We start from the raw sequence: 25,879 nt of genomic DNA on the forward strand, positions 1-25,879 counted from the left end.
AACATAGAGCTATCTACGTTTGATATAGTCCACGCCTGTGTCGTACAACCCTTCATCTCAACTTGCGAAAATCGGGTCGATAACACGAAAATTATTCTAAAGACACTCAATACTGACGACAGCGTTGCTATCAGAGACAACCTGAGAGCTAGCTGCTCAGCCTTGTAGTTATATTTACCCAATCTATTCAGTTGTCAAAAATCCTAGAGCAAAGTTGCACGAATCGCTTCGCTGCGTCTTGCTTCGCGCCCTCAGGCGGCTTGAGCATTCCTGCTCAAGGTTCAACTTCCACAAATGGAAGCTCAACCTCAAGCAGACATCGCTTGCTTTACATGTCGAATATGCCAATCGATAAGTTATGGTGGAGCTGAACGGGATCGAACCGTTGACCCCCTGCTTGCAAAGCAGGTGCTCTCCCAACTGAGCTACAGCCCCTTGATGGTCAGTTTAGCTGACCGTCGGGATAAAGGTGGTGGGCCTGGGTAGATTCGAACTACCGACCTCACCCTTATCAGGGGTGCGCTCTAACCAACTGAGCTACAGGCCCGAAATAGCAGCCCTGCGCGAAGCTCCTAGCACTTAGCTAAAAGCTAACGGCTAGAAGCTACTAGCTGGTTTTTCTCGAAAGGTTTCGAGGACACAGTTGAACGTGCATGGCAGCTACGCTGCCATTGACCATCGGTGTTGACAGATAGCGAAAAAAAGAAGGTTTAGTTCAGGCTCATCGAGACTTGCCGAAGCTCATCAAGATGGTTCTCGACAACGTCACTTCAAGCTCAACTTGGTCGCAAAACCAAGCTGCCTGCATTCGCAGGGCGCTGAAGTGTGTCGAGGCGTTCTCTTTTAGAAAGGAGGTGATCCAGCCGCAGGTTCTCCTACGGCTACCTTGTTACGACTTCACCCCAATCATGAATTACACCTTGGGCGGCTGCTCCCTTGCGGTTAGCGCACCGACTTCTAGTGCAACCCACTTTCGTGATGTGACGGGCGGTGTGTACAAGGCCCGGGAACGTATTCACCGTGGCATGCTGATCCACGATTACTAGCGATTCCAGCTTCATGGAGTCGAGTTGCAGACTCCAATCCGAACTGAGGCCGGCTTTTTCCGATTAGCTCCCCCTCGCGGGTTTGCAGCGGTTTGTACCGGCCATTGTAGCACGTGTGTAGCCCTGGACATAAAGGCCATGAGGACTTGACGTCATCCCCACCTTCCTCCCCGTTATCCGAGGCGGTTTCGTCAGAGTGCTCAACTAAATGGTAGCAACTGAAGATAAGGGTTGCGCTCGTTGCGGGACTTAACCCAACATCTCACGACACGAGCTGACGACAGCCATGCAGCACCTATATAGCGGTCTATTGCTAGACGCCGACGTTTCTGCCGAATTCCACTACATTTCGAGCCCAGGTAAGGTTCTTCGCGTTGCGTCGAATTAAACCACATGCTCCACCGCTTGTGCGGGCCCCCGTCAATTCCTTTGAGTTTCAGCCTTGCGACCGTACTCCCCAGGCGGATTGTTTATCGCGTTAGCTTCGACACGGCAGGATTGGGTACCTGCCACATCAAACAATCATCGTTTAGGGCTAGGACTACCAGGGTATCTAATCCTGTTTGCTCCCCTAGCTTTCGTGCATCAGCGTCAGTTATGGTCCAGTGAGCCGCTTTCGCCACAGGTGTTCCTTCCGATATCTACGCATTTCACCGCTACACCGGAAATTCCACTCACCTCTCCCATACTCAAGCCCGGCAGTTTCTTATGCAGACTATGGGTTGAGCCCATAGATTTCACATAAGACTTGCCAAACCGCCTACGCACCCTTTACGCCCAATAAATCCGAACAACGCTTGCCCCCCTCGTATTACCGCGGCTGCTGGCACGAAGTTAGCCGGGGCTTCTTCTATGGGTACCGTCATAATCTTCCCCATCGAAAGGAGTTTACATACCAAGATATTTCATCCTCCACGCGGCGTTGCTGCGTCAGGGTTTCCCCCATTGCGCAAAATTCCCCACTGCTGCCTCCCGTAGGAGTCTGGACCGTGTTTCAGTTCCAGTGTGTCCGTGCGCCCTCTCAGGCCGGATACCGATCATCGCCTTGGTGGGCCATTACCCCGCCAACTAGCTAATCGGCCGCGACCTCCTCCCCAAGCGCATTGCTGCTTTGACTCGTAAGTGTTATGCGGTATTAGCTAAGATTTCTCTCAGTTATTCCCCACTCGAGAGTAGATTAGTCACGTGTTACTCACCCGTGCGCCACTTTACTCAGGTATTGCTACCCTTTCTCGTGCGACTTGCATGTGTTAGGCACGCCGCCAGCGTTGATTCTGAGCCAGGATCAAACTCTCGTTTAATCTTGGTTTGCTTGCCGCACATCGACAGGGGTCGGTGCGGATCAAGCGCCCCCGGTGCTCGAAAACACCCGGAGGTTTATAACTAGTGAGAATGACTAAACCAAATTTCGTATCATCTCACGACTGGCACGTTCAACTATGTTGTCAAAGATCCGAACTGCATCCACCTAAGCGGGCAGCTTTGGATCAAGGACTGAGTCGGCATAAGCCATACTCGTGTCCTCGAACTTGATGCGCTGTTGTCGTCTGTGTTTGCTACCTGCTTCATCTCTCTCGTTAGTTTTTATTAGCCTTGCTTCAGGCTTTCGAGGAGTATTTGAGTAGCGTGTGACGTTTTAGCGAACTTTCTGATATTATCAATTTTCATCTCGTATGTCAACTTTATTTTTTACTTTCTTTAGCAACCTATTCTAAAGAAGGTGAAGATAAGTTGATGTTGTTCGCTCAGCACAAAATATCAAAACATCGTGACGCTCGAAGATGAGCGCGGAGCACTTAGCTCCTGGTAAAAAATAAAATCAACTGCAGTGGCTTGGGTTGGATTGCCGGTTAGCTTTTAGGCTTTCAACCGATATCAAACGCTTGGACTGCGCTCCGTCTTCCCTTGTTACTCGCTCTTGTGTTGCCAGAGCCAAGGTGCGAAGCAGTACTACTTACTTCTCACCTAGAGTATCGTGCTTTTCGTCTCCGTGCAAGCTTGATGCTTTCCACTTCGTCTCTTGCCGTATGTCTCTTTGCGACTTCCTGAGGTTACCAGCGACGGAGACTCTGTGCAAGTTCAATGCTGTGAATAACCGGGAGTTCCTGTAGAAAAGTGGGTTTGGCCCAGCAAAGACGGGGTAAGAAATCTTCGATTCTTTACCATGTTGTTTGAAATTACTCCTCGATCTTCGTTTTTGAACCGTGGATACGGGGGATACGGTCTAGAATCGTCCACTATGGAAGCCAATGAAGTCTCAGAGTTTGCCAATCAGATGAAGGAGTCGGGGGAGTCGGGCGAAGAGTCGCTGAAGAGCATCTCGCTTGGCATCTCGATTCTGGCGGTGCTGGTTGCAATGGTCACCGTTCTTGGGCATCGCACGCATACTGAGGCGGTGCTGATGCAGTCTCGCGCGGGCGATCAGTGGAACGAGTACCAGGCGAAGAAGATTCGCATGGATAATCTCTCGGTCACCCTGGATCTGCTGGCGATGGAGCCTACGCTCAACGCTTCTGCTACCGAGACGAAGCGTCAGGAGTATGAGGCTCATATCGAGAAGTGGAAGGAAGATCTGACCGAGGAGCAGAACAAGGCTCGTGAGTTCGAGGCCGAAGTGACTCTCGCCGAGGCGAAGGCCTCTCGTTACGATCTTGGAGAGGCGCTGCTGCAGATTGCTGTGGTGCTTTGCTCGATTACGCTGTTCACGCGAAAGCGGGCTTACTTCCTTCTCGGGCTCTCGCTGGGGGGGGCAGGGATTGTGGTGGCCTGTTCGGCTTTTCTGGTCCGCTAGGTCGACGTATTCGCGTGGCTTTGTTGCGTTGCGCGGGGGGTGGCGGATGCTTCTGCCCTACTGAGTCCAGGAGGGGGTACCCCCCCCCCATTGCCGCGTGTAACTTATTTATTATCATATATTTACGGGGATAATTCACTCGTAAATACTTCATAACAAATGAGTTGCGTGCAGATACCTGCAATGAAATGACTTACGGCTAACCAACCCTCTGAAAGAGCGGTATATGGCGTCGTTTTCCGTAACCAGGGAGACTTTGACGGAGTGTCTTAGCATTCCCTCAGCGACTAAAGTCGCGTTGATGCGGTTCGACTTGCCGCGGGACTAAAGTCCTGCCCTTTTAACAACGTGCAGTGAAGCCCCCCGGCCTTTCAAAAGGCGCGGTTTGATCAGAGGCTCCTTGGATTTTTCGTACTAGATCTAGTGTAGCGGATTGGCGGTAACTGATGCGCCATGCTTATGCTACTGATTCTAAGGCGATTGAGTCTGGATGGGGCTTGACAGCAGAATTTGGCAGGAAAATCGCGAAACTACCCAGAAGTGCGATCGCGAGATGAGAGCGAACGCGTAATGCGGGGGAGCTCCACTGCGCTGTTCACAGTGAGACTGTGAACAACTTCGGTCGAGATGACGGTTTTTTGTATGGTTCTAGCAGGTCAAAACGAGCAGCACACCCGGCTGAAACAAACGACTGCAATGTCAACAGCAACGGCAGTGGGCAACGGCGACCGCCAACAGCAACAGCACAACAACAGCAACAGCCAACAGCAGATCCCCTGCGGGGATGACAACAAGAACGATAAAGGCAACTGCAACAGCAACACAACTGCGGGGATTCTTCGCTTCGCTCAGAATGACAACGTACGGCGAGCCACAGCGTGTGGGCGTGCTGTTGAGAGATTGGATCAGCTTGCGTGGGAGTTTAGGAGACGGGCGAGGGTGTAGGCGACAGCGGCTGCGGCTCCACCGATCAGGACGGTCTGTAGAGCGCTGCGCAGCCAGCCAGTGCCCACCAGCTTTCCTTTCAAAGCTCCGAAGACTGCTAGTGCCAATAGCGTGATGACGACGGAGAGCTTCAGTGCAGTGAGGTTGTCGGCGACGAGCATGTAGGGGAGCAGGGGGATAAGGCCGCCAGCGATGTAGGAGATTGCGATGGTGAGGGCGGAGCGGTGGGCGCGGTTTGCGGCAGGTTTTTCGAGGCCGAGTTCGAAACGCATCATGAAGTCGACCCAGGCGGTGGGGTTCTGTTTGAGCGCATTGAGGACTGGAGTTGCGCTGGTACGATCCACGTTGTAGTGCTCGAAGATCTCGTAGATCTCTTCTTCTTCGTCGCGGGTGCGCTCGATGATCTCGCGCTCTTCGCGTTCGCGCTCGGAGACGTAGTGTTCGGCGTCTCCGCGGGCGGCGAGATAGCCGCCGAGACCCATGGCGATGGAGCCTGCGGCTATTTCGGCTAGTCCGGCGAGGACGACGATGTGGGAAGAGGCGACAGCTCCGGAGAGGCCTGCGGCGAGAGCGAAGGGAACGGTAAGACCGTCGGAGAGGCCGATGACGATGTCGCGGACGGCCTCAGTGGATTCGAAGTGGCCTTCGATGTGGGGGCCGTGGCTGTGTGTTGCGTGCGCTACCTCATGCATTGGGGTAGTGTAGTGCAGGTTTTATGCGGGAGGAAGAAGCGTCCGGCTGTAATGGTTGTGCGGGGCATGTTTTTGCAGGCTGCCGGGAGTCTTTCGAGCAACCGAAGCGTCTGTAGGAGCAGGTGACCGTGGCAGAAAGAGCAAAGCGGATGGCGGCATGAGACAGCCGTGGATGGGCCGGTTTGGGACGATGGCGCTGGTGATGGCTCTCGCGGTTATGCCATCCCAAGTGCGCGCCCAGCAGGGGGATGACGAAGGCGAGGGCGGGGTTGTGTTTGCGGGTGGGCAGATGGTTCGGGGAACTGTGACCGCCGCGACTGCGGACCATCTGACGGTGAAGACCGAGGCGGGCGAGGTGTATCAGGTGGTCTTTTCTGCAAATACGCGGGTGAGTAAGGACCGGCAGCCGGTGAAGATTGCGGATATCAAGGCGGGGGATGGGGTGGGGGCGATGGGTGTGCTCGACCCGGCGACAAAGACGGTTCATGCGGTGTTTGTCGGCGTGATGGATGCGGAACAGGTGAAGAAGGCGCGGGAGGGGATGGGCAAGGTCTACATCACCGGAAGGGTGACGGCGATCGACATGGAAGCGCTGAAGCTGACGGTGTTGCGTCCGGATGGTGTGACCCAGGTGATTGGGGTGGATGAGCAGACCTCGTTCAAGCGCGGCGGGCGTGGGATGGGGATACTTGCGAGCGGTGCGGGGGTGACTGAGATGGGTCCGGTGGGTGGAAGAGTGAGCGGCGGAGCGGGATCGGCCAATGGGGCTGGCGAGAGTGCGGGGGGCGCGGGGGGAGAGAGCATTACGCTTGCGGACGTGAAGGTTGGAGATGCGGTCGCCGGACGTGGAGCGCTGAAGAATGGATTGTTTGTGCCTACGGAACTTGGGATCTCGGATGCGGCCGCGATGACGCGGAGGCGACGGCGTGAGTTGAGTGGAAGCGGAGCTGCTGCTCCTGCTGCGGGTGCGGCTCCGGCGAAGCCTGCTGCGGTTCCTCAGTGATGCAGGCGATCTGTTTGACGGTGATGGCGCGAGGCGAGGCAAAGGTGCGGGGATCGATTCGATCAGTGGCGTTGGGTCTGGTGTTGGCTGGGAGTGCGTGGGGACAGGCTGTGCCGCCGGTTCAACCGAATGCGGCTACGCCGGCGCAAGAGGCGACGCCCCCTGCGGCTACGCCGCCTGCCGCGGTTGAATCGAGTGGCGGAACGATCAGCGGAACCGTAAAGGCTGGAGCAGTTCCCTTGCCCGGAGTTGCCGTGACTGCGAGCAATACGCTGACCGGGAAGAGGTATGCGACGACGACCGATGGGAATGGCGCGTTTGCGATGACGGTTCCGCGCAACGGCCGCTATGTGGTGAGGGCTGAGCTGGCCGCGTTCGCAGCGGAGACGAAGGAGGTTTTGATCAACGCTGCCGGGCAGAATGGCGGCAAACCTGCGCAGGTGGCGGAGTTTGGATTGCAGCTGGCCTCGCGGGTGCAGCAGCAGGAGCAGCGCCAGGCTGCGGCGACAAGTGCTGGAGTGATGCGGGGATTGCAGGCCTTGAGTGTGACTGGTGATGCGTCGGGTTCGGCGGATGCAACGGTTGGAGGAGGAGGCGCTGGAGCGCAGCTTCCGTCGCTTGCGGGGATGGGGGGCGGCGAGGCGGCGGCGAGCGATTCGGTGACCGTGAGTGGTGCAGCGGGACAGACAAATGGGCTTGCGGGATACAGCGAAGACGATATTCGGGAGCGGGTGCAGGATGCGATTGCGCAGGCGCAGCGGCAGGGTGGAGCGGTGGGCGATATTGCGAGTTCGGTGGTAGGGATGCTGGGCGGGATGATGGGAGGGGGAGGATTTGGCGGGCCGGGCGGCGGGGGATTCGGAGGTCGCGGTGGCGGCGGCGGGCGTGGTGGTGGCGGCGGTGGGTTTCGCGGGTTCAATCCTACGCAGCCGCATGGAGCGGTGTTCTACCAGGGCGGCAACGGTGCGCTGGATGCAACGAACTTTTCGCTGACGGGAGCGCCGGTGGTGAAGCCGGGTTACAGCACGAACAGATTTGGAGTGAGCTTTGCGGGGTCGCCGTTTATTCCGGGAGTGGTGAAGGCGAGTACGAAGCAGTTCGTCTTCTTCAACGTGACGGGGCAGCGGAATATTACACCCTCGAACCTTTACGGCACGGTGCCGACGCTGGCTGAGCGGAGTGGGGACTTCTCTGCCCTGCTGCAGCCTACGAACGGATTGTCTGCGACGCAGCTCTACAATCCGGCGACCGGCGCGGCGATTCCGGCGAACGTATTTTCAAACGCGGGGCTTAGCGTCTCGCCACAGGCGGCGGCGCTGCTGAACTTTTATCCGGCACCGAATATTGCAACGACGGGGCGGCAGGGGTACAACTACCAGACAATTACGACTGCGGGAAACAACGCGACGACGGCGGCGCTCCGGTACGTGCGGAACTTTGGGCAGAACAATACCTTTGGCGGTGGACGCAGAGAGCAGCAAGGCAGCGGGCCTGCAACGCTGCGGCAGAATATCAACTTCAATGGGAGCTACTCGCACACAGCTGCGGATAATCCGAATATCTTTCTGCCGCTGGGGGGTGCGACGGAGACGAATGGATATGGCGTGACTGCCGGTTACACGATCGGATATGGCAAGCTGACCAACAACGCTTCGATCAACTGGAACCGGTCGCACGCTACGGCGCGGAACTACTTTACGAATGGGAGCGATCCGCTGGATGGTACGGGGATCACGATTCCGAAGCCGGTGATTGGCGGCGATGCGGGGATCTATAACGGCCTGCCAAATGTGAGCGTCTCGAACTTTACCGGGTTGACGCAGGCTCTGCCGAACGATGCGGTGAATCAGACGATCTCATTCTCGGACTTTATGAGTTACAGATACAAGAAACACAGTATGCGGTATGGATTTGATATTCGGCGAGTGCATGCGGATACGGTGGGTGGGACGAATGTGGTGGGATCGTTCACGTTTACCGGATATGCGACGCAGAATCCGGTGAGTGCGTGTACGTCGTCCTCGACGGTGACTTGCCCGGTGGTGGCGCCGAGTGGATATGGGTTGGCTGATCTTCTGCTGGGGCTGCCGCAGCAGTCGGCGATCCAGGCGGCGACGCAGAAGACCTATCTGCGGGCGAATGTCTTTGACTGGTATGCGCAGGATGATTGGCGGGTGTTGGCGAATCTGACTTTGAACTATGGACTGAGGTATGAGTATTTTTCGCCTTATGTGGAGAAGGATAATCGGCTGGTGAATCTGGATCACAATGCGGATTTTACGGTGGTGACGCCGGTGTGTCCGGTGGCGATTGCGGGGGCATGCGGGGCGGGGACGGTGCGGTCGCTGGTGAATCCGGATAGGAATATGTACTCGCCGCGGCTGGGGTTTGCGTATCGGCCGAAGCTGAAGATCTTCAAAGATACGGTGGTGCGTGGGGGGTATGGGATCAACTTCAACACGGGGCAGTATGCGACGGTGGCGAGGAATCTTTCCGCGCAGGTGCCGTTTGCGTTGACGCAGACGAACGTGGTGGGGCAGACGGGATGCACTCCGGGGACGCTGACGCTGGCGAATGGGTTCGGCTGCTCGACGACGCCGGTGCAGAACAACTACGCGGCTAATCTGGATTATCGACTGGGGCATGTGCAGGTGTGGAACGTGGATATTCAGCGGACGTTTCCGCTGGGGATTGTGGCGAATGTTGGATACAACGGAGCGAAGGGTGGGGAGCTGGATATTGTGCGGGCACCGAACCGGACGGCGACGGGTGTGCTGAATCCTGGGGCGCAGCCGTTCAATTATGAGGATTCGCTGGGGTTTTCGCGGTTTCAGCAGTTGAGCGTGAATGTGCGGAAGCGGCTGCAGAAGGGGGTTTCGCTGCAGGCGACGTATCACTATGGGCACTCGATCGATAACGCTTCGTCGATTGGCGGGACGACAGTGGTTCCTGCGCAGAACGATAAGGATTTGAATGCGGAAGAGGGGAACAGCTCGTTCGATGTGCGGCACCAGGTGACGGGAAACTGGGTGCTGGAGCTGCCGTTTGGGCCGAACCGGGCTTTCTTTACGAAGGGGGGATTCTGGTCGCGGGCGCTGGATGGGTTCTCGCTGTCGGGGGACTTTACGTTTGCTTCGGGGACTTACTTCACGCCGCACTATGTTTCGACGGTAGCGGAGACAGCTACGGGGACCAACAATACGCTGCGGCCGGACAGGGTTTTTTCGCAGCCGATTCCTGGGCAGGGGACGATCTTGAACTGGTTCAATGCGGCGGCGTTCGCGGCTCCGGCGAACGGGTATGGGACGGCGTCGCGCGGGTCGATTGAGGGGCCGGGGATTGCGGTTGCGGATGCTTCGCTGTCGCGAACGGTGGCACTGGGCGAGACGCGGTCGTTTGAGGCGAGAGTGACATCGACGAATGTCTTCAACACGGTGCAGTACTCGGGGATCGATACGACACTGAACTCGCAGACGTTTGGGCAGGTGACCTCGGCGGCGACGATGCGGCGGTTGACGGTGCTGGCGCGGTACCGGTTTTGATATTGAGGGGCGAGGCTATGAGTTTGCGACTAGCGGCTAACTTGCGACAAGCGGTGACCTGGCGTGGAATTGTAGCTGCGATGCTGGTCGGCGTGGTTGCCGGGATGCCTGTGGCGGGTGGGTGGGCGCAGCAGCCGGACCAGTCGGGTGGATTTACGCTGAAGGTGCAGAGCGATATTGTGCTGACCAACGTGATAGTGCGGGACAAGAAGACGGGCGAGGTTGTGAAGGGACTGAAGGAGAGCGACTTTACGATTCTGGAGAATGGGAAGCCGCAGAAGATTGCCAGCTTCGACTATCAAAATGTGGATGAAGCCGCGGTGCTGCGGGAGAAGTCGACCGTGATTGGAAAAGCTTCGATCGCGGACTTGGTCAATGGGGAGTTTGCGTCGAATCCAGCTACGCTGCGGGATCATCGGCTGATCGTGATGTTCTTCGATTTGAGCAGTATGCAGCCGGAGGATATCGACCGGGCGGTGGAGTCGGCACAGGACTTCGTGAACAAGAAGATGCAGCAGGCGGACCTGGTGGCGCTGGTGAGCATGGCTACCGGCCTGAGCATGGATCAGGACTTTACCTCGGATAAGGCGGCGCTGCTCAAGGGGTTGGGCAAGTACAACGGAACCGAGGGGACGGGTTTCGCGAACGGCAATGAAGGGGGCAACTCAGGCGGGACGGCGGATGATGCTTCGAGTTTTACCTCTGATGACAGCGAGTACAACGCGCTGAATACGGATCGGGAGCTCTATGCGATCCGGACGATTGCGAAGAGTCTCGAGAGGGTCGATCAGCGGAAGAGCTTGTTGTACTTCAGCGGCGGGCTGACGCGACAGGGGATAGAAAACCAGGCGAGTATGCGGGCGGCTACGAATGAGGCCGTGAAGGCCAACATGGCCATCTACAGTGTGGACTCGCGTGGGTTGGAGGCTCTGCCGCCGGTGGGAAATGCCTCGACGGGTAGCCTGCGTGGGACGGCGGCTTACAGCGGCGGCGCGATGCAGAGCCAGTTGGATGCGAACTTCGGCTCGCAGGAGACGCTGGCGACGCTCTCCTCCGACACGGGCGGGAAGGCGTTCTTCGATTCGAACGACTTTGCGCCGGCGTTTCAGCAGGTGCAGCATGATACGGAGGCTTACTACATCGTTGGGTTCCGCTCGACCAATACGGCGCGGGATGGAAGCTTCCGGCACCTGACGGTGAAGTTGAATCGCAGCGATGTAAAGCTCGACTACCGCCCGGGCTACTACGCCCCTGCCGACTTTCAGCACCAGAAGTCCCAGGACCGGGAGCAGGCTTTGATGGAGGAGTTGCGGAGCGATCTTCCGGCGACCGATGTTGCGGTGTATCTGCAGGCCTTGTACTTCAGGATGGCGGAGAACAAGTTTTTTGTTCCGGTATCGCTGATCATTCCGGGGTCGCAGATCCATAGTGTGAAGAACGGCGACCGGGATAAAGCCAATATCGATGTGATCGGGCAGGTGAAGAACGCCGAGGGCATTGTTGTGGGGAACGTTCGCGACACGGTGAAGCTCGCGCTCGATGCGGCGCAACAGGTCCAGCAGAAGAAGATTCAGTATTCGACTGGATTCACGCTGGCTCCCGGAAGATACCACCTGAAGTTTGTGGTGCGGGAGAACCAGACGGGCGCGATGGGCAGCTTTGAGACCGACCTGCAGGTGCCCGATCTGAAGAAGACTCCACTGAAGCTGAGTTCGATTGTGCTGTCGAGCCAGCGGGTGCCGAACACGGCCAAGAAGGTCTCGAGTCCCCTGGTGCGGGACGGAGTGGAGTGGATTCCGAATGTGCCCCACGTGTTTCGGCAGGACCAGCACCTCTACTTTCTGTACGAGGTGTACGATCCGGCGAAGGAGAAGGGTGCTGCGGAGCCCTCGAGTTCTCCCGGGTTGACGCGGCGCGAGGGCGGCCCGGTACGGGTGTTGACCAGCATTGAGTTTCTGATTGGCGGCGTGAAAGTGTATGAAACGCCGCTGGTTGAGGCCAAAACGGTGAATGTCCCCGAGCGGGGCGCCGTGGCGTTCCAGTTCGATGTGCCGCTGACTCCGTTGAAACCTGGGACCTATATCTGCCAAGTAAACGTGATCGATGATGCTGGCGGAAGCTTCAGCTTTCCCCGGATGGCGATGCGAGTGGAGCCGGGGACGGCGCCAGTGGTGGCTCCCGCAACCTCTGCATCCGCGCCGGTCTCCCCTGGTGGTCCTATCAAACCGCAGTGAAGTGGCTATTGACAGTGTTAAATCCTGAGGCCGATGATGATGGCGAATTCGTGAGGTCCTCTTATGAGACCGCAACTTCGCTTGACTCTTCTTCTCCCAGTTCTTGGTTTAGCGCTTTCCAATCCTCCCCTGACGTCGCAGAAGCTTTCTCCTGCGGCCACCCCTGATGCCCAGCGCGATCTACGCCACCAAAGCGCCGACTGGTTCGCCATCGAACCTCATCTTCCCGATCCGGCGACTGCGAGCCCGCAGAAGCTGGAGATCGCTGCGGACGTTCTACGGGCGCGACGTTTTCCGGAAGATGCGCTGGTCTATTACGGATATGCGCTGCAGCGCGGTGGGCCTGAGCAGGAGCTGCTCATCCGAATGGGCGTAACTGAGCTTGACCTGCGACATATAGCAGTTGCGCGCACTTATTTTCTGCGGGTGGTTCATCTACAGAAGAAGAACTCACAGGGATGGAACAATCTTGGCGCGGCCGAATATATAGATGGGCGCTATGGGACGGCAATCTCCGACTACAGCAAGGCCATCAAGCTGGATAGGAAATCGGCGATCTATCACTCCAACCTGGGAACCGCATACTTCGAAGAGAAGAGCTTCGAGAAGGCGCGGCAGCAGTTCGATATCGCGCTGACGCTGGATCCGGACATGATGCAGCATCATGGAGCGAGCGGGATTGAAGCTCATATGCTCTCGCCGGCGGATCATGCGCATTATTGCTTCGAGATAGCGCGGCTCTATGCACATCGCGGCGATGAAGAGGATATGCTTCGCTACCTTACGCTCGCCAGTGAAGGTGGATACGACGTGTTGGGATCGATGGGTTCCGACGAAGTGTTGGCGAAGTATCGCAAAGATCCGCGCGTGATAAGCCTGGTGAAGAATGCGAATGCTCTGCGAAACGCGAAGACGTCGGTCGCGGATGCGCGAAGCGGCGGTGTACCGCCACTGTTGCCGCAGATTCCCAACTAATTGCATTACTTATAGGGGCAGTGACGACAATCTGAGTTACAACAGTAGCCGCGCTTGAGATGGTAGGCAGCGGTAAACACGAGGTATGGACCCTCGTAGTAGAAGTCTTCAGGCAGGAGCTCCTGAGGCGCGTCGTCCGCAGGTGGAACAGGCGGTGGAATGACGGCGGGTTTGATGGAGTCCTGCATGGCTGACATGGTCCTATGTCCTAGATCGATATCCTAGACCCGTTTGAAGACCTGCGGGTCGGGCCGCCGCAGGAGTTCTTTTTTTTAAGGAGAGTCTGGTATGGGCGAGTGGCAGGTTCGAATCGACTGACTTGAAGTCGTCGGTGTTATTTGGTGGCGTCCTGAGCGAGGCGGAGTCCGGAGAACTGCCAGCGCGTTGCGGGTGAGAAGAAGTTTCGGTACGTGGCGCGGATGTGTGTGGCTGGCGTGACACAGGATCCTCCTCGGAGAATGACCTGGGAGGACATGAACTTGCCGTTGTACTCGCCAAGCGCGCCGGGAAGGGGCTTGTAGCCGGGATAGCCCGTGTAGCCGCTGGCGGTCCACTCCCAGACATCGCCGAAGATCTGCTGCAGGCCGGGGAGGGCAGATGCAGGGGTTGGATGGAGGTTTCCGGTCTCCAGGAGATTGGCCTGAACGGCTGGAATGGCGGACATGCTCTGCGCGGGGTCAGGCTGGTAGGTGAGGAGCGCGGGTTGCGAGTCGAGCTCTTTGCGGAGAAGGCCGAGTTGGCTGGCGGCGTGCTCCCACTCGAACTCGGTGGGGAGACGGTGGCCCACCCACCGGGCGAAGGCGTCGGCTTCGAAGAAGCTTAGATGGCAGACAGGGGTCTCGCTGAGGTCGTCGAGCGAGCGGAAGCCGTGCATGGTGTAGATGGACCAGCCGGAGTTGGTCTCTTCGTCGCGGCGCCAGTAGAGGGGGGCCTGCCAGTTTTCTGCACGGTTAGTGGTCCAACCCTCGGAGAGCCAAAGCTCGGGGCGGTTGTAACCGTTCTGGTCGATGAAGGCGAGGTATTCGGCGCAGGTGACAAGACGCGTGGCGAGGCGATAGGGCGCGAGATAGACGGGGTGGCGGGGGGTCTCGTTGTCAAAGGCGAATGCGGAAACGGACTGGATTGGGTCAGTGGGATCGAGTTTGAAGCCGATTTCGGTGATGCCTCCAGCGAAGTCGATCCAGTCCAGAGGCGGGGCGATGACGTCGAGCTTCTGCTTCGCGGGTGACTCGAGGTAGGGAGGATGGAGCGGGTTGGTGAAGAGAGCGTGCTTGATGTCGGTGGCGATGAGCTCCTGGTGCTGCTGCTCATGCTCGAGGCCGAGAGCGATGCGGAGCGCAGCTTCGTCTTCAAGGGGATGCTGCATTAGGGCAGCCATGGCTGCGTCTACGTGGGTGCGGTAGGCGAGGATGGAATCGAGGGGTGGGCGGGAGAAGGAGGCGCGAAGTTTCTTCTCGGGCATCTCACCAAGGGAGTTGTAGTAGCTGTTGAAGAGCCAGTGAAAGTCGGGATGAAAGGGCTGGTAGCCAGCGGCGAACTCGCGGAGGATAAACGTCTCGAAGAACCAGCTGGTGTGGGCGAGATGCCATTTGACCGGACTGGCTTCAGAAGAGGACTGGACCATCATGTCTTCTGGAGATAAGGGACTACAAAGATGCTTGCTCGCCAGACGAACGGCTTGGTATCGCGCGAGAAGCGATGCTGCAGTGGCGGTGGTTTCAGCTGTCTGAGACATATTCTTCTCGCTTCACGAAGAGATCGAGGATGGTTATGTGATGCCCTGTAGGACTGCGAAGTTGCCGAAAAGTTACGTTGGGCCGGTGATCCGTGTGCGCTGAAAGGGGCTTCCTTCGCAGCTTCAAATGCTGCTTTACGGCTTGTTGATCACACCAAGATCGATCATGCCATTCACAAAGTACTGCACCGCGAGAGCCACCAGCAACAGACCCATGATGCGGACCAGAATCCTGACGCCAGTATCTCCCAGAGCGCGGGCCACCCGGTCGGAGTTTCCGAGGACCAGATAGCAGATCGCCGCTGTGATGAAGATTGCAAGCAAGATAATGGCGATCTTCTGCCAGCTCGACTGTGCCTGGCCGACCAGTACCATCACGCTGGTAATGGAGCCTGGACCCGCGAGCATTGGAATGCCAAGCGGGACTATACCCGCGTCTTCTTTCTGCGCGGCTTCGGTAGTCTCTTCGGTCGACTCCTGCGTGGGCGAGCGCTTGGCTTCGAGCATGTCCAGGCCGATGAGCAGGAGGATAATGCCGCCGGCGATCTCGAAGGCCGGAAGCGTGATGCCGAACATCCTAAAGATGTACTGCCCCGCCACGGCGAACGCGCTGAGCACGACCAGTGCGGTGACCGACGCCTTCCAGGCCATCTTTCGTCGACGCGCCGCATCCGCACCCTCTGTCACCGCGAGAAAGGTGGGCAGAGCGGCAAACGGGTCGACGAGAAAGAAGATGGAGCTGAGCGCGAGAACAGAAAACTGCACGTACGCCGAGTGCTCCAGCCCCGCGAGGCTGACGGCATGGGGATTGAACATCACTATCTATTCTCCCATGCCGGGCAGCCGTTATAATGGTGCTTCAGCGCCTAGGAGCGTACGAATGCCCATACAGACCACCACGAATATCTGGCACAACGGGAGCCTGATTCCCTGGGACAAAGCCCAAATTCACGTTATGTCCCACGTCGTCCACTACGGCTCGTCAGTCTTTGAGGGCATCCGCTGCTACGCCCAGCCGAACGCCAACAGCATCTTCCGCCTGCCGGAGCATATGGCTCGACTGGTCGATTCGGCCAAGATCTACCGAATGCCGCTTCCCTACACGGTGGAACAGCTCTCGACCGCAGTGATCGATGTGGTGGAAGCCAATGGTGTCGCTCCATGCTACATACGCCCGATCGCCTTCCGCGGGTATGGCGAGCTTGGCGTCAATCCGCTGAAGTCGCCCGTCGAGGTTTACATTGCGAACTACCCATGGGGCAAGTACGTTCCGGGCACCTCCGGAGCCGATGTCTGCGTGTCGAGCTGGAGCCGGCTTGCTCCGAATACGATGCCGACGCTCGCCAAGGCCGGTGCGAACTACATGAACTCGCAGCTGATTCGCATGGAGGCCGAGATCAACGGCTACTCCGAGGGCATTGGCCTCGATACGAATGGCTACCTCTCCGAAGGATCGGGTGAGAACCTGTTCCTGGTGCGTGGTAGCGTGCTCTACACCACCCCCTTGGCGAACTCGGTGCTGAACGGCATCACCCGTAGCTCCGTTCTCACCCTGGCCAAGCAGCTCGGTATCGAAGTGGTCGAGCAGGCACTTCCCCGAGAGATGCTCTACATCTGCGATGAGGCGTTCTTTACTGGTACTGCTGCCGAGGTGACCCATCTCCGTTCGGTTGATCGGATTATGGTGGGCGACGGCACGATGGGTCCGATCACCAAGGCGCTGCACGATGAGTTCTTCGGCATCGTCCACGGCACACTGCCCGACCGCCATAATTGGCTGACGCCGGTAAATGTGAAGGCCGGCGAACCGGTCGGCGTATAAGCAACTGAAAATGTCACGAATAGAGAAGAGGCAGCCATAGCGGCTGCCTCTTTCTTGTGTGTGCGGTCCCCTCGCGTTTGTTTTGGCCTTGGATAACCGAAACATACCATGACGGTGTGCAGGCTCCGGCTACTGCGTGATCCTGTCGCCGTGGCTCGGTGGCTGGCTTGTGACGAGGATGCGGGTGGGGGTCGAACCGCAATTGAAGACCTGATGCTGCTGGCCGGGAGAGACCTCGACACCTGTGCCAGCTTGCAGGACGAAGTTGCTCTGCTCCACTTCAACGGTCAGTTCTCCTTCAAGAACGTAGAAGAACTGGCGGGATCGGATGTGACGGTGTCGAACCTCCACTTGTGCCAGGTGGCATGAGTTCTTCAATGATGCTGAGATCGGTTGTTCTGACGAGATGCCAGCCGTCGCAGCCTTCTCCCCATTGGTAGTGTTCGGCGGTCTGCGGGCTGACAATCTGAGTCATCGAGAGGATCGTTGCGCTCTGGTTGCGAGTTAGTTAGGGCTTTTTGGAACGTTTCGCATTCCGAGGACATGGAAGTCCTTGAGGCCGCCCTTAAGAACGTAGACGAGCGCGTTATTTCCATTTGGATCGGTCGGTCGCAGGAAGAAACCAGACTCGAGCACGAAGTCCCGAGTGTTGCTGATGATGCCCTCGATCATCTCGCCGTCGTAGAAGTAGACGCGCACCCACAGGCCAGGTACGACAGGCGCATGCTCGTGAAAGTGGAGAGCCCTGTGGCGCAGATCGCCGTCGAAGGTTTTGACGAAAAAAACGGCCTTCGCATCCTTGGTGGGGACATCTTCTACTACGTCCGAGTCAAGTAGCTTCAACCGGATCGAGTCCAGGGGATAGACGGGATCGTTGCGTAGAAGCTGTTCGATCGAACCAAGCTCCTGGGGTTCCGCGAGACCGCGAACTGCATGGTTCTCGTAGCGGACGACGACACGATACGCGTCGGATGGCTCTTTTTCGGCGACCTGGGATCTGGTTGAGGACCTTACGATGCGTGGTTGTTCCGCGGCGACAGGTCGTACTGCTTGATCTTGTACAGGAGCGCCTTGTAGCTGATTTGCAGATCGTTTGCCGCGGCCTTCCTGTTCCATCCAGTTCCCTCCAGTACCTGTGCAATTGCCGTCGACTCCGCATCCCCCTTAAGGTTGCGGACCATCGCCTTGAGCCCGGCGCCGTTTGGCGCCTCCTGGGCTGCTGCTACTGTAGCTGCTCCCCCCTGATAGACGGTAGAGGGGGAGAGCTCGTCGACGATGGATCTCTCTTCGCCAAGCACCAGGTAACGGTTGACTACATTTTCCAACTCGCGCAGGTTGCCCGGCCAGGAGTGCTCGGACAGGGCGTTCAGCAGGTTCTGCGAGAAGGGGAGCGGATCGCGGCCGTACCGCTTGGCCCCCTTGCGCATGAAGTACTCCGACAGTACGGGAATCTCCTCGCGGCGCTCTCGCAACGGCGGAATGCTGAGGGTAAATCCATTGAGACGATAGTAAAGATCTTCGCGGAAGGTCTTGTTGGCCATTGCCTCCTTCATATTAATGTTGGTGGCTGCAATCACGCGGACGTCTACCTTCATCGGCGAGCGGCTGCCCAGACGGGAGAAGGTTCCGTCCTGCAGGACCTGCAACAGCTTGGCCTGGAGGATAGCGGGCATCTCGCCAATCTCGTCGAGAAAGATCGTTCCGCCGGTGCAGACCTCGAACTTGCCGGGCTTAGTCTTCACCGCGCCGGTAAAAGCTCCCTGCTCGTAGCCGAAGAGTTCGCTCTCCAGCAAGTCGGCCGGGACTGCCGCACAGTTGACCTTGAGAAAGATGTTCTGGCTGCGGGCCGACATCTTGTGGGTGTAGAGGGCGAGGATCTCCTTACCGGTCCCGCTCTCTCCCAGAATCAGGAGTGGAATGTCCGCGCGGGCTACCAGGGCGGCCTGAGCCTCAAGTTCGCGCATCCTCTTGCTGGACCGCACGAAGGAGTGGCTCTCGTTGAGCGGGATCTCCTTCAGGGCGTCGGCGACGGGAATCTTCTTTTCGGCAGAGGCCAGGTGTTCCTCAATGGCCTGCTCGACATCGCTGCCGGTAAACGGCTTCATGACAATGGCACGGACGCCCAGGCGAATGACCATCTCCAGATCGCGGAGTTCGGCGGAGCACGACAGGACAACTACCGCGAGATTCGGCTTGGTGCAACGAATATGGGTGAGCAGAGGCAGCGGGTCGCGATTGGTGTGCAGGGCGAGCAAAAGCAGATCCGGCTGCTCGGCCTTGTCCAGGCGCTCGAGCAGGGTCTGCTCGTCAGAGAAGAGACTGAGCGAGTACCGGGTGCCGAGGGTGGACCGTAGATAATCCAGAACGGCGAGATCCGGCTCCAGAATTAGAATCTGGGCACGCGTTCGCGTATTGGGCTTCAAGGCAGGGACGGGATAAGAAAGCGCAGCTGACATACAAAGTACCTCAAGTTGCAGGTGTGGACTGTCTCCCAAACCTGCGGTGATCCTGAACCCGGTTGGCCCCCCAGGGTCAGACTGTACTCAATCCAGACAGTTGCCAAAAAGCGGATGGGGTCATCCGAACCACCCGCGCCAGCAGATTCTAGCTCTACTAACACAACATTTGCACAAAAATGTTACGAACTTTGCCGACAAAAGAGATAAAGGTTTACCACTCTCCTATCGAGTAGGCATAGCTTACATGGTACTGGCATCAGTAAAACGAAAAAAATGTGAACTTTTTTTTGCGGGTTACTTTGGTGAAGGGCCGCCCGGTGACCTCAAAATTCAATGGAAAAGCGCCACTTCAATCCAATTTTGGGGTTTGCCCGTATATTTCGCTTTTCGGTTGAGCCCGGGAAATCCTCATTGTTTCTCCCCGGTGTCCTGGAAATGGCGCTTGACGTGCAGTGTGAAGGATATTGCAAACTTGCGGTTTCTGCACAACGCCGATAGGAAAAAATGACCTTGGATCATCACGCCGAATCCGCCGCCTCTCTTAACTTGCCACCTCTTGAGATCTTTTTTGGCAAGACAGCTGTTATGCAGGCGGTTCGAAATAAGTTGGAGCGAGTCGCCGAAACCGATGTCCCCGTGCTGATCCAGGGGGAGAGCGGAACCGGCAAGGAGATTTGCGTGCGTCTGCTGCATGCCTTCTCTCTGCGGGCCAAAGGCTCTCTGGTCAAAGTAAGCTGTCCGGCGATCCCTCACTCGCTGCTCGAAACCGAGCTTTTCGGTTACGAAAAGGGCGCTTTTACAGGCGCTATGTCCACAAAGCTGGGGCGCGTCGAACAATCTCACAATGGCACGCTATTTCTGGATGAGGTCGGAAGCCTTGATTTGGGAGTTCAATCGAAGCTCCTCCAAGTTCTGCAGGACGGAACCTTTGTCCGCGTGGGTGGCCACGAACCGAGAAGCATTGTAACCCGGCTGGTCTCAGCTTCCAACACGGACCTTCGCAGCCAGGTCGAGGATGGAAGCTTCCGCCTGGACTTCCTCTTCCGTATCAATGCGGTCACGATTAACTTGCCTCCGTTGCGCCAACGGATCGCCGACCTGCCTATCCTGATCGATTACTTTATCGACCACTATGCAAAGATCTTCCACAATGCACCGGAATTACTCTCTAAGAGCGCGGTCCGCCTGATGCAGAACTATCACTGGCCGGGAAATATCCGCCAGCTGGAGAACCTCATCCGCAGCTATGTGCTGATCGGCAGCGAGGAGGCGTTGGTCGCGGAACTTATGCCCGAGACTCCGCGCGGAGGCATCACTACCGATATCGACCTCAGCGAACCAATCTCCCTGAAGAACATTACCAAGAAGGCGACTCAGGACCTCGAGCGGCAGATCATTTTGAAAGTTCTGCAGGAGAATAGCTGGAATCGCCAGAAGACGGCGAAGTGGCTTCAGATCAGCTATCGGTCTCTGTTGTACAAGCTGAGCGAGGTGGGCATGCCTGAGGTTCCGCCGCGGCCTCTGCGGATCCCCCACTTGGTGAAGAAAGAAGAGCGGACACTGAAGCCTGCACTCTCCTCGCGGACGCGCATCTATTGATGCTGCCTCCTCAGGTGAACTGCTTCTGATTCGCATTCGGTTGAGTTTAGTAAAAGATTTACTGCCGAACGGTTTACTGCGCTTTGTACCAAGAACGAAGCCTGTTCCGGGGACCACGATTCGCGCGGTCACTTCGTGACTTGTATACTTTTTTTCGTGAGGATAGATGTGCGCCGGTCCTCGGGTTGGTCGGAAAGAGTAAGGCTTGTTGTCTGTGACAGGAGCTACTGCGCGCCCTGTCGCCGGATGATCGTCTTGATCGTCTCGAACATGATCAACAGATCGAGCCCCAGCGTCATGTGCTTGATGTAATAAAGATCGAACTCCAGCTTTTCGCGGCTCTCTGCCAGCGTCGCCCCATAGCCATAACGCACCTGCGCCCAACCCGTTAAACCAGGGCGGATCATGTGGCGAAGGTTGAAATACGGAATCTGTTCGGTGAGCCACGGCACGAACTCTGGCCGCTCTGGGCGTGGACCGACAAAGCCCATATCGCCGCGAAGTACATTCCAGAGCTGAGGGACCTCATCGAGCCGGGTCTTACGCATAAACATGCCAACGCGGGTCACGCGCGGATCGTTCTTGGTCGCCCACTTTGCTCCGGCGACCTCTGCATCGGTTCGCATCGTACGAAATTTGTAGACAGTGAAGTTCTTTCCGCCGAGACCTACCCGTGTCTGCCGGAAGAAGATCGGGCCGGGGGAGGACAGCCGCACCATCAACACGACGATGGGGAAGAATGGTAGGAAGAGAAGCAGACCGACCGCGGCTGTCAGCGTCGAGACTATCCGCCGGGCAATCTGCTGGGATGGCTTCACGCGAAAGCCTTCGCTGTAGATGAAGCTGCTCGGATGAAGACCATCGAGATGCAGCTTGCCGGTAAGCCGCTCCAGCAGGGATCCAGCATCTTCGATGACAACTCCGTTGAACCGAAGCTTCAGCAACTCTCGGACGGGAAACTCGCCGCGACGATCTTCAATGGCAACGATGACACGATCGACGGGCGGTCTGGGTACGGAGAATCTCTCCAGGGCAATGTGGATAGCCTCTTTGCGCTGGTCGCGGTCGGTGACGACGCCATCCCAGCCCAGGACCTCCATGCCCGCGTCTTTGCGAGCTTCGAGCAGGTTGACGATAGTCTGGGCACGTTCGCCTGCACCAAGTACATAAACCCGCTCTCGGAACATCTCCCGACCGATGATCCACTCGTATGCGCTGCGCCATGCTACCAGTGCCAGGGTGAGGAAGATCAGGCCAAGCAGCAGAACATAGTGGGCGATGTCGGCTGCGGGAAAGAGATAGATGATCGCCGAGAGCAGAAACGATAGGAAGCCAAGGACCAGGAGCAGGCGAAAGTAGATCTCCCAGCTTGCAGAGATGCGCTGCGGCTCGTACAGATCGAAGTAGTAAGAGGAGAGCAGCGTCAGGATGGTCAGGCCAAGAATCTTCAGGCCGCCGTTCTCATAGTTCAGAACGAGATAGGTATCCGGCCCCAGCAGCAGCACCGTCGCCAGCAGGAAGCAACCACTCACAATCAGCGCTTCGCACAACAGGAGAACGATGGTACGCGTGGGATAATACACGTTGAAAAGCCGGATCATCGGGTCTTTCGCTCCCTCTTACGGTTTGGCGGCATCGTATCCATAGTAGCTGCCGACCTGGGGCGCTTCCTGCACAGCGTTCAAGACAAACCCCAGGATGTTTGAGGCTTTCAACTCACTCTGAGCGCGTTGCGCAACCGGAAACTTCGTCTGTCCACTGCGCGCCACCAGCAGAACGCCATCACAGGCGCGGGCCAGGTTGACGGCATCGGAGACGGGCAGGACGGGCGAAGAGTCGACGATGATCCAGTCGAAGTGCGGCGCCGCCAGTCGAATCAGTTCTTCGAAGCGCGGGCTGCCGGAGAGATCTGCGGCCTTATCGCCGCCATTGCCGCCGGCAATAAAGGTCAGGTTCTGCGTGATTGCGGCAGTTCCCGAGGTCATTCCCTCAAACGGCTCCGAACGCTGCATCACCTCCGCCAGACTCGCCTTGCCAGCAAGATAATCCGCGAGGCCGGGATGCGACTCACATCCGAGAAATTGATGGAGCGTGTAGCGCCGCATGTCGCCGTCGATCAGCAACACCTTGCTGCTCTTGTGCCGTGCCAGGCTCAATGCGAGATTAGTCGAGATGAAGCTCTTGCCCTCTTGTGGGAGGCCGCTGGTCACCATGATGCTCTTGAGCGGGGTGATGTCGCGGAGTTCGAAGATTCGAGAGCGAAGGCTACGAAACTGCTCGACTGCAGGACCCCGTTCCAGCAGGGAGGGTAGACGCTCAAGAGACAGAGCCCACGGGCGGACGGGAATCTTACTAACATCAAGCGCATTTGGATCCACCCGAACAGGTGGCTGGACCGGCGAGGGTCTCGTCTCAACATAAGGCTCAACGGCCGAAGTAAAACTCGACTGCTCTTCCTCGGCTGTGGCCACGGCGGTCGCATAAATGGCGGAGTGGACCGACTGCTCTGGAGTGCGCGGCTCCGGTTCGCGCCGCTCCAACTTGCGCTCGGACTCTGCCTTCTGGAGTGCTTCGTAGATGCGGCTCATCGATTGTGCCCTCCCGGCTCTCTGTTGAAAGCAGCCATAAAGTTATCTTCCTTCGAGTTCTGTTTGTCGCCGTTGCCGAGGGCAGCCGATGACATCATGAACGGCTGCACCTCCAGCTCAAGCTCTGCGGCTACACCTTCGACAATAGTCCCGGTTACCTGCTGCACTTGTTCGACATACGCGACGATCAGCGAGTGCTCGCACAATAGGTTGATGATGCGCGGAATTCCCCGGCTGGCACGATGAATCAGATCAAGCGCCTCGATCGAAAAAAGCGGCCAGCTTGCACCCGCGATCCTGAGGCGTTCGGCTACATAAGCGTGGGTCTGGCTCTCAGTCAGAGCCTGCGTACGGCACCATAGCGAGACTCTCTGGCGGAGCTGCCTCACACTGGGGTGGCGAAGCTTCTCGTCTAGCTCCGGCTGCCCGGATAGCACGATCTGCAACAGCTTTTCTGAGGAGGTTTCAAGATTGGTCAGCAGTCTAATCTCCTCCAACAGCTCCCAAGAGAGGTTCTGCGCCTCATCGACGACCACCACACAGGTCTCCTCCATGCGGAAGCGTTCGATCAACCAGCGATTCAACTGCAGCAGCATGCCCGATTTGGTTCGCGTCGCCGGCACAATGCCGAAGTCTGTGAGCACAAACTCAAGGAAGTCCAGCACGTCCAGACGTGGGTTGAAGACGAAGGACGTCGAGACCTTGCGGCCGCTGAACGAGCTCAGCGCTCGGCGCAGCAGCGTCGTCTTGCCGGTGCCCACTTCGCCCGTCAGGACTGTAAAACCCTTGCGTGCGGAGATACCGTACTCCAGGCAGGCGAGCGCCTCCCGGGTGTGCGGCATCATGTAGAGAAACCGAGGGTCGGGACTAGTTCCGAAGGGGCTACTCTGAAGTTTGAAGAAGGTGTTATACATCTCAGCCCCCCGCATTCATCAACGGCTTGCTGCCTGAGGTTACGTCCGGGCTGCGACGACCGAACAGGCTTCGTTTCGTGACCACCGGCTCCCCTTCGCCGGCAAAGCCAATGACGCCGAGGGTTGGCAGCTTGGTAAACGCCCAGATATCGCGCTCGTTTCGAACGGCCGTATCCAGATACTCGAGCAAGGCTATGATGAACAAGCCTAATCCCAAGCCGACCGCGAAGCCTCCCAGAGCGAAGACTGAGCGCTTTGGGAAAGCGGGTTCTTCAGGAAGATTAGGTTCATCCATGACTCGGAACTGCTCTCCTTGCTGCCGACGTTCCAAGTCGGTTGCCATCTTGGATTGATTCAGTTTGTTGAGCAGATCGTCGTAGAACGCCTGCGCAGTGCTGGTGTCGCGCGTAATGCTCTTGTACTCCTCCTCCACGGCGGGACTGGAGGCGACGCGATCCTGATAGGTCCTAAGCTCGGCTTGAACCGCGGCCTGATCACGCTTCTTCTGCGCAATCCCCTGTTCCATTGCACGCAGTTGAGCGCGCATCTGCTGTACGCTGAGAGAGTCGGTCGGCTTAGGAGCCGAGGAAAGTGGCGCCGCGGATGCGGCGGGGGCCTGAGCCATCTTCTGCTCCAACTCCTTAATCTTTCTCCTCACCGTCACGACATCCGGATAGTCATCGGTGTATCGTGCCGTGAGCTCAGACTCCTGCGCTTCAAGCTGCTGCAACTCCAGTAGTTGAGTCTGCGGCGCCGGGGCTCCACGCTCTGTCGACTGCGACTGTTGGGCCTGCTGCAGAGACAACATCGATTCGGTATAACTCTTATCCTGCTCCATGCGGGCCAGTGCCTGGGTCGCGGCATCCAGCTGTGTATTCAAGGTGGTCAGCATGTTCATATTCGACGTCTCTGCGCCCGGCAGCTTGCCCATGTAAGTCTGCTGAAACTTGGCGAGTCTGGCATCCTGCTCGTCCAGCTTGGCCTTAGCATCCGCCAGCTGACTCTTCAGAAACTCGGTTGTTCCTGCTGCCGATGCTGCCCGGTCGCTGAGGTTTTCACTGACGAAGAGCGACTGAATCTCCCCGCAGACCAACTGGGCCGTGCGCGCGTCATTCGCCTTGAAGGAGATGAAGAATCCCGGCAGACCGTTCGTTCGCGCAATCTCCGATTGAATAGGCGTGATCCCGATGTTTTTGCGGGTCAGATCGATGCGCTCGTCCATCGACAGCTTTCCATTCGCGAAGAGGTTGAAGCGTTCGATGATTGGCTGCAGCCGGGACCGACTCAAGATCTGTTCCTTCATGGAGGCCAGCCGTCCGCTCAGGTCCTCGGTGACGACGGCCTTGACGTAAGATTCGGGAACCTTCTGCTGCTCCACCAGAACCAGCGTCTGCGAAATATACTGTGCCTGCACCAGAAACGTGAGAGCGAACCCAACGATAGGAAAGATAATCGCCGGGATCGCAAGGATCCACCATCTTCGTTTCAGAATGGTGAGGTAGTCCTGCACCGTCAATGCGCGATGGCCAAGCAT

Annotated in this window: 19 protein-coding genes, 2 tRNA genes and 1 rRNA gene; 8 read left to right on the forward strand and 14 right to left on the reverse strand. The window is 57.6% G+C overall.

All coding sequences use genetic code 11. The features are described 5' to 3' along the window. Nucleotides 1–359: 359 nt before the first annotated feature. From RBB75_RS03640 to RBB75_RS03650, 3 genes are all read right to left on the reverse strand, one after another. Nucleotides 360–435: transfer RNA gene (locus tag RBB75_RS03640), tRNA-Ala, on the reverse strand. A 35-nt stretch (nucleotides 436–470) separates the two neighbouring features. Beyond that, nucleotides 471–547 (reverse strand) — tRNA-Ile (locus tag RBB75_RS03645). Nucleotides 548–847: 300 nt separating this feature from the next. Further along, nucleotides 848–2,347, reverse strand: a 16S ribosomal RNA gene (locus RBB75_RS03650). A 938-nt stretch (nucleotides 2,348–3,285) separates the two neighbouring features. On the opposite strand from RBB75_RS03650, the gene RBB75_RS03655 reads away from it, so the two are divergent. Further along, a complete protein-coding gene (locus tag RBB75_RS03655) occupies nucleotides 3,286–3,837 on the forward strand; it encodes a DUF4337 domain-containing protein (protein ID WP_353069566.1) in 552 nt (183 codons plus the stop codon). A gap of 696 nt (nucleotides 3,838–4,533) precedes the next feature. Further along, on the forward strand, nucleotides 4,534–4,782 hold the full coding sequence (locus RBB75_RS03660; RefSeq protein WP_179639373.1) for a hypothetical protein: 249 nt from the start codon (nucleotides 4,534–4,536) through the stop codon (nucleotides 4,780–4,782). On the opposite strand, the gene RBB75_RS03665 is transcribed toward RBB75_RS03660, so the two are convergent. Next, complete coding sequence (locus tag RBB75_RS03665) at nucleotides 4,743–5,474, reverse strand: VIT1/CCC1 transporter family protein (RefSeq protein WP_179639374.1); 732 nt, start codon at nucleotides 5,472–5,474, stop codon at nucleotides 4,743–4,745. The two genes, RBB75_RS03660 and RBB75_RS03665, sit on opposite strands and share 40 nt — an antisense overlap. A 157-nt stretch (nucleotides 5,475–5,631) precedes the next feature. Here RBB75_RS03665 and RBB75_RS03670 point away from each other — a divergent pair, with 157 nt between their 5' ends. From RBB75_RS03670 to RBB75_RS03685, 4 genes are all read left to right on the forward strand, one after another. Next, nucleotides 5,632–6,477, forward strand: a complete 846-nt coding sequence (locus tag RBB75_RS03670) for a hypothetical protein (protein ID WP_179639375.1) — start codon at nucleotides 5,632–5,634, stop codon at nucleotides 6,475–6,477. Then, entirely contained in the window at nucleotides 6,477–10,019 is a 3,543-nt protein-coding gene (locus RBB75_RS03675; RefSeq protein WP_353069568.1) for a TonB-dependent receptor, read from the forward strand. Before RBB75_RS03670 ends, RBB75_RS03675 begins: the two co-directional genes overlap by 1 nt. Before the next feature lie 17 nt (nucleotides 10,020–10,036). Continuing rightward, nucleotides 10,037–12,253: a VWA domain-containing protein gene (locus tag RBB75_RS03680; protein ID WP_353069570.1), complete on the forward strand. Its 2,217-nt coding sequence runs from the start codon at nucleotides 10,037–10,039 to the stop codon at nucleotides 12,251–12,253. Between the two features lie 81 nt (nucleotides 12,254–12,334). Then, nucleotides 12,335–13,228, forward strand: coding sequence for a tetratricopeptide repeat protein (locus tag RBB75_RS03685; RefSeq protein WP_353069571.1), 894 nt, complete (start codon nucleotides 12,335–12,337; stop codon nucleotides 13,226–13,228). Between the two features lie 5 nt (nucleotides 13,229–13,233). Here the strand turns inward: RBB75_RS03685 and RBB75_RS03690 are convergent, their stop codons facing one another. The 3 genes from RBB75_RS03690 to RBB75_RS03700 form a co-directional block, all read right to left on the reverse strand. After that, nucleotides 13,234–13,425: a DUF5522 domain-containing protein gene (locus RBB75_RS03690; RefSeq protein WP_353069573.1), complete on the reverse strand. Its 192-nt coding sequence runs from the start codon at nucleotides 13,423–13,425 to the stop codon at nucleotides 13,234–13,236. A gap of 137 nt (nucleotides 13,426–13,562) precedes the next feature. Beyond that, nucleotides 13,563–14,963, reverse strand: a complete 1,401-nt coding sequence (gene egtB, locus RBB75_RS03695; RefSeq protein ID WP_353069574.1) for an ergothioneine biosynthesis protein EgtB — start codon at nucleotides 14,961–14,963, stop codon at nucleotides 13,563–13,565. Between the two features lie 135 nt (nucleotides 14,964–15,098). Continuing rightward, nucleotides 15,099–15,779: a MarC family protein gene (locus tag RBB75_RS03700; RefSeq protein WP_179639379.1), complete on the reverse strand. Its 681-nt coding sequence runs from the start codon at nucleotides 15,777–15,779 to the stop codon at nucleotides 15,099–15,101. A 64-nt stretch (nucleotides 15,780–15,843) separates the two neighbouring features. On the opposite strand from RBB75_RS03700, the gene RBB75_RS03705 reads away from it, so the two are divergent. Next, nucleotides 15,844–16,785 carry a branched-chain amino acid transaminase gene (locus RBB75_RS03705; protein ID WP_179639380.1) on the forward strand — a complete coding sequence of 314 codons (942 nt, stop codon included), beginning with the start codon at nucleotides 15,844–15,846 and terminating at the stop codon, nucleotides 16,783–16,785. A 129-nt stretch (nucleotides 16,786–16,914) separates the two neighbouring features. On the opposite strand, the gene RBB75_RS03710 is transcribed toward RBB75_RS03705, so the two are convergent. The 3 genes from RBB75_RS03710 to RBB75_RS03720 form a co-directional block, all read right to left on the reverse strand. Continuing rightward, entirely contained in the window at nucleotides 16,915–17,136 is a 222-nt protein-coding gene (locus RBB75_RS03710) for a cupin domain-containing protein (RefSeq protein ID WP_353070353.1), read from the reverse strand. A 153-nt stretch (nucleotides 17,137–17,289) separates the two neighbouring features. Further along, on the reverse strand, nucleotides 17,290–17,901 hold the full coding sequence (locus tag RBB75_RS21090; RefSeq protein WP_179638961.1) for a DUF6982 domain-containing protein: 612 nt from the start codon (nucleotides 17,899–17,901) through the stop codon (nucleotides 17,290–17,292). Further along, complete coding sequence (locus RBB75_RS03720) at nucleotides 17,796–19,241, reverse strand: sigma-54-dependent transcriptional regulator (RefSeq protein WP_179639382.1); 1,446 nt, start codon at nucleotides 19,239–19,241, stop codon at nucleotides 17,796–17,798. Before RBB75_RS03720 ends, RBB75_RS21090 begins: the two co-directional genes overlap by 106 nt. A gap of 507 nt (nucleotides 19,242–19,748) precedes the next feature. On the opposite strand from RBB75_RS03720, the gene RBB75_RS03725 reads away from it, so the two are divergent. Next, nucleotides 19,749–20,843 carry a sigma 54-interacting transcriptional regulator gene (locus RBB75_RS03725; RefSeq protein WP_179639383.1) on the forward strand — a complete coding sequence of 365 codons (1,095 nt, stop codon included), beginning with the start codon at nucleotides 19,749–19,751 and terminating at the stop codon, nucleotides 20,841–20,843. Between the two features lie 224 nt (nucleotides 20,844–21,067). Here RBB75_RS03725 and RBB75_RS03730 read toward each other — a convergent pair whose 3' ends face one another. From RBB75_RS03730 to RBB75_RS03745, 4 genes are read right to left on the reverse strand one after another with little or no spacing between them, the layout of a single operon-like run. Beyond that, nucleotides 21,068–22,444: a TIGR03013 family XrtA/PEP-CTERM system glycosyltransferase gene (locus RBB75_RS03730; RefSeq protein WP_179639384.1), complete on the reverse strand. Its 1,377-nt coding sequence runs from the start codon at nucleotides 22,442–22,444 to the stop codon at nucleotides 21,068–21,070. A gap of 18 nt (nucleotides 22,445–22,462) precedes the next feature. Then, nucleotides 22,463–23,431, reverse strand: a complete 969-nt coding sequence (locus tag RBB75_RS03735) for a CpsD/CapB family tyrosine-protein kinase (protein WP_353069576.1) — start codon at nucleotides 23,429–23,431, stop codon at nucleotides 22,463–22,465. After that, nucleotides 23,428–24,345: an ExeA family protein gene (locus RBB75_RS03740; protein WP_179639386.1), complete on the reverse strand. Its 918-nt coding sequence runs from the start codon at nucleotides 24,343–24,345 to the stop codon at nucleotides 23,428–23,430. Before RBB75_RS03740 ends, RBB75_RS03735 begins: the two co-directional genes overlap by 4 nt. 1 nt (nucleotide 24,346) lies before the next feature. After that, a complete protein-coding gene (locus tag RBB75_RS03745; protein ID WP_179639387.1) occupies nucleotides 24,347–25,879 on the reverse strand; it encodes a GumC family protein in 1,533 nt (510 codons plus the stop codon).

Origin of the sequence: Tunturibacter empetritectus, assembly GCF_040358985.1 — a bacterium.
GTDB classification, from domain to species: Bacteria; Acidobacteriota; Terriglobia; order Terriglobales; family Acidobacteriaceae; genus Edaphobacter; species Edaphobacter empetritectus.